Source organism: Sphingobium xenophagum, from assembly GCF_031457465.1.
Classification (GTDB): Bacteria; Pseudomonadota; Alphaproteobacteria; order Sphingomonadales; family Sphingomonadaceae; genus Sphingobium; species Sphingobium xenophagum_A.
Map to the genome: position 1 here is coordinate 1 of NZ_JAVDWV010000019.1, position 12,695 is coordinate 12,695.

Annotated in this window: 12 protein-coding genes, 1 pseudogene and 1 other annotated feature; of the genes and pseudogenes, 2 read left to right on the forward strand and 11 right to left on the reverse strand. The window is 58.4% G+C overall.

What is annotated here, in order from left to right:
* Positions 1 to 34 precede the first annotated feature (34 nt).
* Positions 35 to 330 (reverse strand): annotated as a pseudogene (locus tag J2W40_RS17390) (transposase).
* Positions 331 to 528: 198 nt separating this feature from the next.
* Positions 529 to 780, reverse strand: coding sequence for a transposase (locus J2W40_RS17395; protein ID WP_409050399.1), 252 nt, complete (start codon positions 778 to 780; stop codon positions 529 to 531).
* Positions 781 to 880: 100 nt separating this feature from the next.
* Here J2W40_RS17395 and J2W40_RS17400 point away from each other — a divergent pair.
* Positions 881 to 2,109, forward strand: a protein-coding gene (locus tag J2W40_RS17400) for an IS3 family transposase (RefSeq protein ID WP_310227174.1) whose coding sequence is annotated in 2 segments (ribosomal slippage) — positions 881 to 1,169 and positions 1,169 to 2,109 — 1,230 coding nt in all. Because the reading frame shifts where the segments join, the coding sequence is not laid out codon by codon here.
* Positions 1,162 to 1,278 (forward strand) — a sequence feature (AL1L pseudoknot). It overlaps the preceding gene by 117 nt.
* Positions 2,110 to 2,226: 117 nt before the next feature.
* On the opposite strand, the gene J2W40_RS17405 is transcribed toward J2W40_RS17400, so the two are convergent.
* Entirely contained in the window at positions 2,227 to 2,814 is a 588-nt protein-coding gene (locus J2W40_RS17405) for a nuclear transport factor 2 family protein (RefSeq protein WP_310227176.1), read from the reverse strand.
* A gap of 41 nt (positions 2,815 to 2,855) precedes the next feature.
* A complete protein-coding gene (locus J2W40_RS17410) occupies positions 2,856 to 3,818 on the reverse strand; it encodes an NmrA family NAD(P)-binding protein (RefSeq protein ID WP_310227178.1) in 963 nt (320 codons plus the stop codon).
* Positions 3,819 to 4,017: 199 nt separating this feature from the next.
* Here J2W40_RS17410 and J2W40_RS17415 point away from each other — a divergent pair, with 199 nt between their 5' ends.
* On the forward strand, positions 4,018 to 5,154 hold the full coding sequence (locus J2W40_RS17415) for a VOC family protein (protein WP_310227180.1): 1,137 nt from the start codon (positions 4,018 to 4,020) through the stop codon (positions 5,152 to 5,154).
* A 144-nt stretch (positions 5,155 to 5,298) separates the two neighbouring features.
* Here the strand turns inward: J2W40_RS17415 and kce are convergent, their stop codons facing one another.
* The 7 genes from kce to J2W40_RS17450 all read right to left on the reverse strand — a co-directional run bounded on the left by kce (position 5,299) and on the right by J2W40_RS17450 (position 12,418).
* Positions 5,299 to 6,225: a 3,5-dioxohexanoate:acetyl-CoA acetone transferase gene (gene kce, locus J2W40_RS17420; RefSeq protein ID WP_310227182.1), complete on the reverse strand. Its 927-nt coding sequence runs from the start codon at positions 6,223 to 6,225 to the stop codon at positions 5,299 to 5,301.
* A gap of 59 nt (positions 6,226 to 6,284) precedes the next feature.
* On the reverse strand, positions 6,285 to 6,920 hold the full coding sequence (locus J2W40_RS17425; protein WP_310227184.1) for an NADPH-dependent F420 reductase: 636 nt from the start codon (positions 6,918 to 6,920) through the stop codon (positions 6,285 to 6,287).
* A gap of 87 nt (positions 6,921 to 7,007) precedes the next feature.
* Positions 7,008 to 8,021: an alcohol dehydrogenase catalytic domain-containing protein gene (locus tag J2W40_RS17430; protein WP_310227186.1), complete on the reverse strand. Its 1,014-nt coding sequence runs from the start codon at positions 8,019 to 8,021 to the stop codon at positions 7,008 to 7,010.
* A 59-nt stretch (positions 8,022 to 8,080) separates the two neighbouring features.
* The gene (locus J2W40_RS17435; RefSeq protein ID WP_310227188.1) at positions 8,081 to 9,055 is read right to left on the reverse strand and encodes a fumarylacetoacetate hydrolase family protein; all 975 of its coding nucleotides are present in this window, start codon (positions 9,053 to 9,055) and stop codon (positions 8,081 to 8,083) included.
* A 139-nt stretch (positions 9,056 to 9,194) separates the two neighbouring features.
* The gene (locus J2W40_RS17440) at positions 9,195 to 10,628 is read right to left on the reverse strand and encodes an IS4 family transposase (protein WP_310227190.1); all 1,434 of its coding nucleotides are present in this window, start codon (positions 10,626 to 10,628) and stop codon (positions 9,195 to 9,197) included.
* A gap of 507 nt (positions 10,629 to 11,135) precedes the next feature.
* Positions 11,136 to 11,507: a hypothetical protein gene (locus tag J2W40_RS17445; RefSeq protein ID WP_310227192.1), complete on the reverse strand. Its 372-nt coding sequence runs from the start codon at positions 11,505 to 11,507 to the stop codon at positions 11,136 to 11,138.
* 182 nt (positions 11,508 to 11,689) lie between these two features.
* Positions 11,690 to 12,418, reverse strand: coding sequence for a TetR/AcrR family transcriptional regulator (locus J2W40_RS17450; RefSeq protein ID WP_310227195.1), 729 nt, complete (start codon positions 12,416 to 12,418; stop codon positions 11,690 to 11,692).
* Positions 12,419 to 12,695 lie beyond the last annotated feature (277 nt).

A 12,695-nucleotide genomic window follows, 5' to 3' on the forward strand; every position in this document is an offset into this window, starting at 1 on the left:
GCGCAATTTGCCGTGATCTTCGGCGAACGTTTCATCAGAGCCATGGCGGCCTGATGATCAACCGCCCGGCCGCACACGGAAATCCTGACAGTCCCGCGCGGACGCCAAGGGCGATATGGATCGCTTTATTGCGGACCATGCCTTCATCTCGGATTTTTACCCGGATCGCATCGAAAAAGACCAGCGGATAGATCGCATCGAGCGGGCGTTGCTGCCAGACGGCGACTTCATCGAGCACCGGGTCCGTCAGCGTGCTGATGAGATCGGGCGACACATCGATGCCGTAAGATGCCCGGTAATCTCCCGGGTGCTCATGCCCCGCGCATACATCGACACAATCTTCTCATCGAAGCCCGGAAAGCGGCGCTGATACTTGGCTATCAGCTGCCAGCCCTTTCCGCTCCACGCCTTGGGCGGCAATGGCCCTTCGCCTGGACGCCAGACACTGAGTGTCGTCGACAATCCAGGCGGTGATCGCACCGCCTCGCTCGATCATACGTGGCAACGCCCAGTCACGAACCCGCCCCGTCAACGCCTCGTCAGACCAGGCACCTGGCCCACGAAATGCAAAAGTGACTGGTGCTTGGCAGAAACACGCGACGGCGCCGTGACCGCCGCCAACGGCTCCACGCTTTTGCGCGCAGCCGGCATCATCAGACCCGTACAATAATTCCGAAGCGGCTCCGCTCGACCGGCATGCCCTATGACCGCGATCAGCCCTTCCACATATCCGTCAAATGCCGTTGCTTCGCTACCGTCCTCGCTCACCATGCCGCTCATCCATCGCTGTCAATCAGCAGCCTATCACAACAAGTCGCGCAGCGAATTGAACCGCGCCGGGTTTGCCGGAGGCTCCAACTCCTGAGAAGGTGGAGCCTGTATGAGCAAGACAACGAACAAGTTTGCGCCGGAAGTTCGCGAGCGCGCGGTACGGATGGTTTTCGACCACGAGCGGGATCATTCCTCGCGCTGGGCGGCGGTGGTGTCGATCGCGGAGAAGATCGGCTGTGTGCCGCAGACGCTGCATGAGTGGGTGAAGAAGGCGGAGGTGAACAGCGGCAAGCGCGCCGGTGTCCCGACCGAAGTTGCCGACAAGGTGAAGGCGCTAGAACGCGAGGTCCGAGAGCTGCGGCAGGCCAACGAGATTCTGCGCAAGGCGTCCGCATATTTTGCGCAGGCGGAGCTCGACCGCCCGTTCCGGCGATGATCGCGTTTATCGACGATCACCGCGATGCCTATGGGGTCGAGCCGATCTGCCGCGTCTTGCCGATCGCCCCATCTACTTACCACGAGCGCGTCGCGCAGCGACAGGATCCGGCACGCCTATCCGCGCGGGCGCAGCAGGATGTGGTCCTCAAGCCAGAGATCGCGCGCGTATTCTCCGAGAACTTCGCGGTCTATGGCGTGCGCAAGGTATGGCGGCAGATGATGCGGGAAGGTTTTCCGATCGCCCGCTGTACGGTCGCTCGGCTGATGCGCGAGATGGGCTTGGCAGGAGTAATCCGGGGCAAGCCAGTGCGCACCACGATCAGCGACAAGGCGGCACCGTGCCCGCTCGATCACGTCAACCGTCAGTTTTACGCGCCAGCGCCGAACATGCTATGGGTGTCGGACTTCACCTACGTCGCTACCTGGGCAGGCTTCGTCTACGTTGCCTTCGTCATCGACACCTACGCCAGACGGATCGTGGGCTGGCGGGCCAGCAGGACGGCCCATGCCAGCTTCGTCCTCGACGCTCTGGAACAAGCGCTCCACGATCGTCGGCCGACCCATCGGGGCGGCCTCATCCATCATAGCGATCGCGGGTCGCAATACGTGTCCATTAAGTACACCGAGCGCCTCGCTGAAGCCGGGATCGAACCGTCGGTTGGCAGCGTCGGCGACAGCTATGACAACGCTTTAGCCGAGACGATCAACGGCCTCTACAAGGCCGAGGTCATCCACCGCCGTGGTCCATGGCGATCCTTCGAAGCCGTGGAATACGCGACCCTCGAATGGGTCGATTGGTTCAATCATCGTCGGCTGCTGGAGCCCATCGGCAATATCCCGCCTGCCGAAGCCGAAGATCAATATTATGCTGCCGCGGACAACATTGATATGGCAGCGTGACTCACAACCCAACGCCTCCGGCAGACCCGGTGCGGTTCAAATCCCCCCTCGTCCACTTTCGTGACTCAGTAAGATTAGAGGCCTTTCAGGCATCGGCGTATGTTACGTTCGATCAGTTTAGAACTCGAAGTCGATAAAATCGACGATCTTGCCGTCCCGTAGCGTGAACACGCCGATAAATTTACCAGCAATCCTCCCATTTGGAAGAATGATTTCATCGACGCGTTCATGACTGACGACAGGGCCCCGCGCCCATGTCGTGCCGGGTGTTATTGCCATCTTGATGCTCAAAGCAGTTTGCAATAGGTCCATGAAGTCCGGCTTTTTGAAGTCCGGCGTCATTCCAATCTTGCCCACGGAGAAGCGGGCCTCCTCGGCAAAAAAGGACATCGCTCGTTTGCCGTCTTTGGCGTTCCATGCGGCGATAAAGTTGTTCACCGCCTCGACATTAGCGCTTTCCTCGGCCGTAAGAGTCATTGGACGAGCTTCCGTTGCCCCGTGAAGGATTTTGGTTCCAAGGTCAGCCGCACTTCCCCCAGGCGAACTGACTACCTGAACGGTACTCGGTGACAGCCCAGCAATGCGCATTCTTGAAGGGGCGCTATCGAAAGCGACCTTGGTGAAATGGCTTGCACATGCCGGCGCGGCTAGCATTACTCCGAGCCCGACGCCGAGCATCGGGACGATTTTCGACTGTCGGGTCATTGTCAAAGTCTCTTGCCGAATGTGAGCCGCGCCATATCGAGCTAGCTTCGGCCTGGTGCGGGTTCGAAGAAGCTTTTGTGCTCCATGAACCATTCACGCAGGGTTACCGGCTTCCTGCCCAGGATGCGTTCGGCGAAATTGTTGAGCGACCAGGCTACGGCATCATTATTTTCCCACTGCACGAAATCCCAGCGATATTCGCCTTCGCCCGCGCGGCCGGCGCGCTGGTCCAGCAAAGCGCCTAACACAGCGAGGAAGGTTTCCCGGCTGCCGTCGTGAATGATCTTGCGCTTGAACACGTCGCTCATCAGCGCAGCCACCTCCTCCGAGAGGAGATGGTCCTGTCCGTTGTTCATCGTGTGGAACTGACCAATATGCCGGGCGTCGTCTGAAAGGAGAAGGCGTGCACCCACCTCGCCCAGGTCGCGTGCATCGACGAACGGGATATCGCGTGGCGGATATATGAATGTGTCGCTCTGCCGAATTCCTTCCGCAGCGAGCAGGAAATTGTCCATCAGCGTCGCGCCGCAATTCAGATAGGTTACGGGAAGCTTGCTTTTCGTCAGGACGGCCTTTGCGATATAATGCTGGCTTCCGTCCCCGCCGCGCTTGGCCAGACTTTCCGGCACATGATCAGGAGAAGTCTCTGGCACATAACCCACAATGCGGACAATGTGCTTGGCGGTCCCCGCTGATCCCACGGCCGCCACCAAGTTCCCCATGGCGCACTCTTCGTCTATTCCCGAAGGCGTGACGACGAAGATGCCCTCGATATCCTTGAGCGCAACATCGAGCGAAGCCGCGTCGAGATAGTCGGCGACGATCACTTCCGCGTTCGGGAATTTGGCTTGTAAAGTAGCGACAGCGCCGTGGGAACTTGTGATAAGGCGAAGCTTCACCTCGGGCGCCGCATAGTTCACATATTCGGCTACCGGGTGCCCCATACGCCCAGCCGCCCCAAACACGGCGATCGACTTAGGGACGGGCTTCTTCTCATATTCCATCGCTTATCTCTCCTATAGCCCAAATGAGGGCCGCGATCAGGTAACCGGTACGACCGCACGCTGTCAACAAAAACTCCTCGATCGTGGAACTTCCGTTGACTGTTAGTCTTTTGAATCGTATCCATGTCGAGAAGTGAGTCATGGCCCGATTTCAGTTTGTGACTTGCACAATGACAAAATTCGGAACCGAGGATGGACGATGTCAGGCATGGGAACCGTGAGCGAAATAAAGTCAGGGCCTGAAGCAGGCATGCCTCCGCACGTGAAGCCGGTCGTACCCGTCGAACCGATTATTCGCGCGGAAAGCATGGCTTTCGTTCGATTTCGCCGTGCAGATATCGACGCGATGGACCGCTTTCTTCGGGATTTCGGGCTGACGCCGCTTCGCGAGGCGGCCGATGTCCGCTATTATCGCGGTGCCGGGACTGATCCCTTTCTCGTCGAGGTCGAACGCGGCGATGTCGACGCTTTTCTCGGCTTCGGCGTAAACGCCCGTCATGCCGACGACTTGGTGACGCTCTCCAAAGCTATGGGAGCAGCGGTCGAGCCGGCATCCATACCCGGCGGAGGGCAGCGGGTTCGCTTGGTCGATCCCGTCGGCGTCACTGTCGACGTGGTTTATGGCGCGACGGGGGTTCATCCCTTGCTGGAGGCCGCAGAGCTCGGTCCGGTGAATACACCGTTCCACAAGAACCGCGTGAATAGCACGGTCAGACCGCCTCTTGCACCGTCGCCGATCTTCAAGCTCGGCCATATCGTCTTCCAGCGCCCGAACTTCGCGGTGTCACTGGAATGGTATATGAGGCATTTAGGCGTGATCCCGAGCGATATCCAAGTTGTCGAGGATGGGACTGCCATTCTCGCGTTTTGCAGATTTGACCGGGGAGCCGAGCCGGCGGACCACCACAGCATCGCGATCCTAGGAGGCCCGGCGCCGGGCTTGCTGCATGTCTCGTTCGAGACCTTCGACATCGACAGCTTGGGCCAGGGCCATCAATTTCTAAAGTCCAAAGGTTGGACTCATCATTGGGGGATCGGCCGCCACAATCTCGGTAGCCAGTTCTTCGATTATTGGAAGGATCCGGCAGGTGACGAGTGGGAGCATTACGCCGATGGCGATGTGATGGATAACACCGTCGAGACCGGTTACCACAGCCTGGCTCGCGGCACGCTCTGGGCCTGGGGCGACGACCTCCCGGACTCTATGCGACCGCCGTTCCCACTGAAAGAGGTAGATCAGATCCACGCCTCGGGTGGTTTCGGTGAATTCCCGCTCGAAACGGCTCGCCAGCTATTCAAGGCGCTTCACATTCCGCCGCGCCCTTGGCTGCGCTGATCCACCGACCGCAGTGTGATTTTCGCAAAGGCGGACGGTCCGTCTGTGACGAACGCCGTGGGCCTACGTGCCGATCGGGCATCACTGCGGCCGCGATCATTTTCGTCCTGACGAGGAAGTGCCGGACAAGAGCGCACGCCGAGGCTAGAACGCGACGTTGTCCCCGCCCTTGAGGCCAAGCAGTTCGCGCGTTTCCGCCGGGGTGGCGATCTCGATGGAGAGTTGCTCCAGGATCGACCGAATGATTGATACCTGCTGCGCATTGGACGTCGCGAGCCTGCCCTTCCTGGCATAAAGGCTGTCCTCCAGCCCGACGCGCACATTCGCGCCATTGATCGCGGCCATCGTGGTGAACGGGAGTTGATGACGGCCGGTCGCCATGACGGACCAGCGATAATCGCCGCCGAAAAGCTTGTCGGCAATCCGCTTCGCATGGAGCAGGTTTTCGGTATCGGCACCCTGGCCTCCCAGCACGCCGAAGATCGATTGCACGAACAGGGGAGGAGTTACGAGCTTGCGATCCAGGAAATGGGCGAGCGTGTACAGATGCCCGACATCATAGCATTCGAACTCGAACTTGGTGCCATGGCCCTGGCCGAGACGGGACAGGATCCCCTCGATGTCAGCAAAGGTGTTCCTAAAGATCCAGTCGCGCGACCCCTCGAGATAGGCCGGCTCCCACGCATGCTGAAAATTGGTGTACCTGCCCAGCGCCGGAAAAAGCCCGAAATTCATCGATCCCATGTTCAGCGAGGCAAGCTCGGGAGACGCGGTCAATGCGGCCGCCAACCGATCGTCCAGCGACATGCCTTGCCCGCCGCCGGTTGTGATGTTGACTACGGCATCGGTCGATTGCTTGATGCGTGGCAGGAACTCCATGAAAAGCTTTGGGTCGGCGCTCGGTCGGCCATCCTTCGGATCCCGGGCGTGGAGATGAAGTACTGATGCTCCAGCCTCCGCCGCCTCGACAGAGGCGTGCGCGATCTCGTCAGGAGTCAGCGGAAGATGTGGGCTCATCGACGGTGTGTGGACTGATCCGGTTACCGCGCAGCTAATGATGACTTTGCTCATATCATTTTCTCAAAAATGTGGCCGTGCATGGCCTTTAATTACCGACAAACACGGATCGTTTATTGAGACTCGGGAGCGAACAACTCGAGCGTACTGAAAACGCCTCCTAGCTCCATTTGTCGGCCAGCGGTAGCAAGCTCGCCTATCGCAACGGCTCGGAAGCCGATCTGGTCGATCAGAGTCGTTACCGCGGAGACAGCGTCTTGGTCGTCACCTGCGACGAACAGGACCCGTCTGAAGCCTTCAGGAACCGGAGCGAACATTTTCTCGAATGGAAGAGTATTGAAGGCTTTAACCACGCGTGCCGATGGCGCTAGACGGGCGACGATCTCGCTGCCGGAATCTCCTTGGAGGTCGTCCACCTGGATAGGGTCATAGCTTCCAAAGATGTTCATAGCATCGATGACGACGCGCCCATCCCAACGGATGTCGGTGAGCAGGACGTTCTTTACCTTGTGCCACGGCATAGCCAAGATGATTATTTCCGCTTCGTCCGCCAACTCCTTCATGGTGACCGGTTCGAGAGGCTGACTCATTCCTGCCAACTTGTCGGCGAGTGTTTCCGGACCGCGACTATTTGTGATCAAGACCTTGTGACCAGCCTTGGCGAAATGCTCGCCCAACGTAGTGCCGACGGTAGCGGCTCCAATAATACCGACTATCATATGCTTCTCCTTGCTTGAACGATTTGCCACTGGAGCAGATTTCCTAAAGGTCAGCTGACGGGCGATGACTGAGTGACGTGGTTGCTCTAGCGACCAGCAAGACTTGAATGCATCCTGCTATGGCTTGAGGAAGACAAAACCATCCCGATTCGGGGCTTCGACCGCCGCGATGGCCTGCTGGAAATCGGCGAGGCTATAGATACCGCCGACCTTGAACAGCGATGGCAATTCATCCGCGAGCTTGAAGGCCGATTGGATATCGTTGATCTGCTCTTCCCTGGGGACTTCATAGAACCACCGTCCGAACGTCACGCCGCGGATGACGAACTGGCGGTTGATGATGTTGGGTAGGTTGACGCCGAGCTGGCCCCCGCCCAGGGCGCCATAGGTAATGATCGCCGCGTCGTCAGCCAGCAGCGGCACGATGTCCTCGACCACAGCGCCGGAAACGCAATCGAGAACGCCGACGATTTTCCTGCCCGCCGCAATGGAAGTAACCTGTGCCTGCCAATCGGCGTCTTCGGTGGCGGCCACCTGAACGCCTCGCTGCTCATCCGCCACTCGCTTGGCGCTCACTGCACTTCGGGCGAGACCAATCGACTTTAGTCCTTCCTTGTTGAGGAAATGCAGCAGCAGGCGAGCCACGACCGTGCTCGCTCCAGTGACGAGTATCGCCCCGCCGCCAAGCACCTCGTCTGAAACGGTTTTGCGCAATCCACGCAAGATCATGCGCGCGGTAACATAGTTGATAAGAAGCTGTGCCGCGACCTCGTCACCAACCTCCGGAGGAACAGGGATCGCCGTAAGCGCCGGGATGGCGACGCTTTCTGCCCATGATCCAAGAGCGGGAAATCCGATCACGCGATCGCCGACCTTGAGATTGCCTTGGCCTTCGACCTCGAAGCCAAGCGCGCGAACGATGCCGACCGCCTCCGAGCCGCGTCGCACATAGCCGACATCCTCGGGAATGCTCGGCTGGAAACGGGTCATGCCCAGATCGCCATGATGCACAGACGCAAGCTTGACGTCCATCAAGACTTCCTCTGGCCCGGGCTGGGGGGTGTCCTGAATATCGATGAGTTTCAGCACCGTCGCCGGCTCACCAAGCGCACTCTGGACTATAGCCTTCATCGGTTACTCCTTAATATGATAGGGTAGGGCACCGTTCACGTTCAGCGGGGCGGGCCTTCCTAACCAGCGTCGACGATACGATTCGCAAGCCCCCCAAGCGACTTGCCGTCGGCGCCGGTCAGCGTTGCCGTCACAATATCGCCGGGTTGCAGGAAGGCACGTCCTTTGACCATTTCGACCCGCAGCTCATCGCGGCGCGTTTCGTCCTGGAGAAGATGATCCTTCAGGATCTCCACCACACGGGGGGTCGCGACTGCGGTAACACCGCCCGGCGTTCCCGTCAGAAGCAGGTCGCCGCCGCGCAGATCCATAGATTTCGCGATATAGGCGATCGTCTCAGCAGGTCGAAAGATTAGGTCGTCGGAAGTCGCCTGCTGCCGGATCTCGCCATTGACCCAGAGCTTCAGCTCCAAACCTTGCAGCGCCTGGCCCACTTCGTTCGGGTCGAGCAGCCAGAGGACCGGGCCTGTCGGGCAGAAGGTGCGGAAGCTTTTCCCTCGGAACCATTGCAGGAATGCGCTGCCAAACATCGTGTCGCGTGCTGAGACGTCGTTGCAAAGCACGATACCCGCAACGGCGTTGCCAAGATTCTGGTCGGAGATGCTGTCATTCGCTCCGATGTCACGGCGCAGCACGATCCCGAATTCTACCTCATAATCGAGGAGCTCGACTTCTGCAGGACGGACGATATCGCTGAACGGCCCGGTCAGCGAAGAACTTGCCTTGGCGAAGATGAGGTTCGATTTGCGATGACCATGCGAGGCCTCAGCTGCATGAGCATGATAATTGAGACCCTGAGCATAGATCGCCGCGTCGTCAGTAACCGGGCTGAGTAGCTGATCGGCCCGAATTTCGACGGTCTCGGCCGCACCCACCGTTGTGTTTAGAGCCTCGATCAGTTCGCGGGTGGTCCGCGCATCGACGGGCAACGCATGCACGGCGATGAGGTCGGTGCGCGTCACGGGTGGTTCGCTGGCTAGTTCGGCCCAACGCACTATGCCGCCATCCCAGAAGCGAACGATAAACCGGCCCATGTGTCTCTCCCACCCCGCTGATCATGCAGCGTGAATCACCAACTTGGGCCATCTCTTCGTCTAAATTTCCACGTTCGTCGAGTTTTTTTTGCAACTGGCAATTAGCCCTTATTCCGTATGCATCCGGTGAGGCTTGCGATTACCCATAAGTGGCGAGCTCCGCACCGATCTGGATATCGACGAGGCGGCGTAGGCCTCGCCAGACAACGGTGTTTCCAGGCGGTGGGTCGGACGTCCTCGCGAGGTAGCCACCAAGGCGGGACAATTTAATGAGATAGAGCTGGAGCGTGCCCGGCTTTGCTCTGCGATTTCCTCTATCGGTAACGAGGCGGTCGAGGATTGAAATTTCCGTCGCTGTGAATGCAATCGTTGGGTCGACGTCGGGGGCCGCACGTGCCATCATGGTCATCCACAATACGCGCCAGCTGACGATACAAAACAGCGCGACAAGGTTGGCTAAGCGATCGGCCGTGCGGAGCTTGGCATCCTCAGCACGACATCCTGATTTCAGGATTTTATGGAAGACTTCGATTTTCCATCGTGCGGAATACCAACGTATTTTCTCGATCGCTGCGTCGAGGTCGGCCACTTCCAGATCGGTCACGAGCTTCCAAAATATCGGCTTCCGGCTCAATGGGGTACCGACCTCCGATGCATGGATCACCGTCAGATCGAGCGCCGGGTAGCGCTTCTGCTTCCCGATCGGTGGGCAAATATGGATGCGTTTGTACCGGATATCGAGAGTCACACTCTCGACCATGTCATTATCGACCCTCACCTCGATACTATAGGTGCCCGTGCTTGGAGCCTCATGCATTTCGCTTTTCACGGTGTGGTCGCCGTTACCAGCGAGCCTGTCGACAACGGTGCGGACGACGAAGTGGGTGCCGAGATCCTTGGCGAGGCAGTAGAGTTCGTAAATGTCGCTCTCTCGATCGCCGACATGGACACAGCGATCGGGCTGCCCCAGCAGAGCGACTGACTGGCGGAGATTATCGAGCCAACGAACGCTCTCCTTTGCTTCGATCGGAACCCGAGTCGGGTTGATCTTCCGCTTGAGCTGGGCAGTGCCCTTGAACTTATCGCGGTTCCAGAATTTGACTGCGGCCAGGCCGAGGGGAAGGCCATCCTGAGTGATAACCAGACTGGAATGCATCAGGATTACGCATACCGCATGGTGCCGAAGCCGACCATCTTTGTCGCGACCACTGTTGACGCTTTTGGTGAAGCCGATGTCATGCGGGTTCCGGCGCTGATAGGTGAACTCAGTCGTATCCTGAAGCACCAAGATCGGCCCCTCAGATGCAGCATGCCGCGCTTTCGTCGCCTTGAGGTGGCCTGCAAGGATGTCCCCTTCCTCGACCTTTGGATTGGAAAAGAACCGATATGCGGTTTTGGTGCTCGCCCAGTCCTGACAGGCCAGCGGGATTGTCCCTCCCATTCTATCGCTCAAGCGGCAAAGCAAATCGCCAAACCGGCGCCCAAGACGGGCATCTTTAAACGCAGTCTCATCGACCTCGCTGCGCGACCAGTGGTCACCCACAGGTAGCAGTTTCTCGCTCTCGGCCTGCATCGCGCACCTCACGAACCCAATCACGGTGCTCGTGAATGAATCACAACTGATTCATCCGATTCAACAATTTTCTCTCCAACACCCGTAGCGATTCAAATACTTATGGGTAATCGCAAGCGCCGCCGGATGGATACCTTATTCCCGCATTGTTACTACGTGCCTCGGTGCTGCGAGCGCTCCCGCGACGTGCAGGAGCCTTTGTCGATGCAGACTGTCGTGATTGAGCAAGCCGTATTCTGTGTGTCTCAAGATGCGCACCAATCATCAAATCCCCGATTTGCGGCTCAGCTTCGAACGCATCAACAATGAGGGGCGCTGCAACGGTCGCTTGGGATGGGGCAAGGAGCGGATGTTCCAGCAGTCGTCAATCGTGGCCATCTCCACCGGCGCGACCTTACGCTCCGGGTTTGACCTTTATGGCATGCTTGCTTGGACGACCGCGCCTCGAACGACGCATGCGACTTCCCTTTGCTGCGGGGCGACCAGTTTTGACCAGCGCCAGCAGCGCTATTCCACTTCCCCGTCGCTCGTGAGCCACGCTCTTGCAAGGGCTTCATCTTCGAAGAACCGACGATTGGATGACGATCCGATGCGATTGAGCTGCATCCGCAGGATCGAACTGGTTGCCACGACCGCCGTCCGTTGCATTCCTCGCGCGTTGAGATCCCTGATGAGATCTTCCATCTCATCCGTAAGGGATTTGGGCTGCGGGGCTGTGTTGCGGCTGTCTACGAGATGATCGAAGGAACTGCACCGCGCAGCATCCAGTCTTTTGAACAATGCCAACCTGAAATCGCGCAAGATTTCCTGATCCCAGATGCCCATGCACCTGGCGACTAGAATTCCACCCCGGTCTTCCCAATCAACCTCGAAAAACATCGCTCTTCCTGCATGTTATCCAAGTTTGTTCCTACCACCCCGGGCCCTAGTCTGTCACGAAATATCCGAAACGACGCAAGTCATCATGCCAGATCGATCCGTCACGACTCATCCGCGATCGCACGTAATTCGCACTCACGTTCAAGGATCGCGCGTCTGCCAAGGCCGTGTTCAGGAAGTCTCTACTTGTTATCAGAAGCGAATGAGCGCCGTCGAACAATTTTCTTCGGAGTGGAGGATTCGTCCCAGCTGTCCTGCAACCGTCGCCCCTGCTCGGCTCTCGGGAAGATCACGCGCTGAACCAGGTTCCAGTAAGCATCCACCGCCGAGTGATCCGTCAGCTTGAACCCGTTGAAGGCCATCTCGCCTTGTTGAGAGGCGAGCGCTGTCGCCATGCCGACCAGCATATGGTAGACTTGGGCGGGATCGCCCTGGATGATCTCGCCGTCCTGTTGGGCCGCAATAATCTGCGGCAAGATGCGATCGCGCGTTGGCTTCAACATCTCAGTCGCCAGCCATTCCAGCCTTGGACTGTTGACGCTGTTTTCGCGCTCCATGAATCGATGGAAGTCGGGATACTCAACGGTGAAACGTAGAAGCGTTCGAAATTCGACAGCGACCCGCTCGGCGGGAGTCATGTCCGAATCGGGCGGTATCGCCTCTTCCCAAAGCGAATAGATTTTCTCGAAGGCAAAGGCGGCCGTCGATCGCCACAGCGTTTCCTTGTCGGAGAAATGATATTTTATAAGGGTATATTCGAGGCCGGCCCGCTGACCGATACCCCTAATACTGGCTCCCTCGAAGCCGTGCTCAGCGAACTCGCCCAGTGCGGCTTCCAACAACGCTGTTCGGGTCTTGATGGCTCGCTGTTGCGCGCTTCGGCGACTCACTGCAGGGCTAGGGTTAATCATTGACGTCTCCGGTGCCGCTCCTGTGGGCCTATCACTCCAAGTTGCGCATCTATCGAGTTCGCGCGCCTATGACCACCTCTTAACCGATCGGGCCTGACCGGGGCGTGCTGCTCCCGAGCGCGCGCCAGCGCTGCCTTCGCGTTCGGGAAAACCGCCAACATCCTTGCCAGATCGGCAGGCAAAAATTCCATCCCTCTAATACCACAATATCAACGACATACAGCTATAACTCCACGAACGTGGAAAAATATTTGACCTGCCACCGCGCAGTTGATAG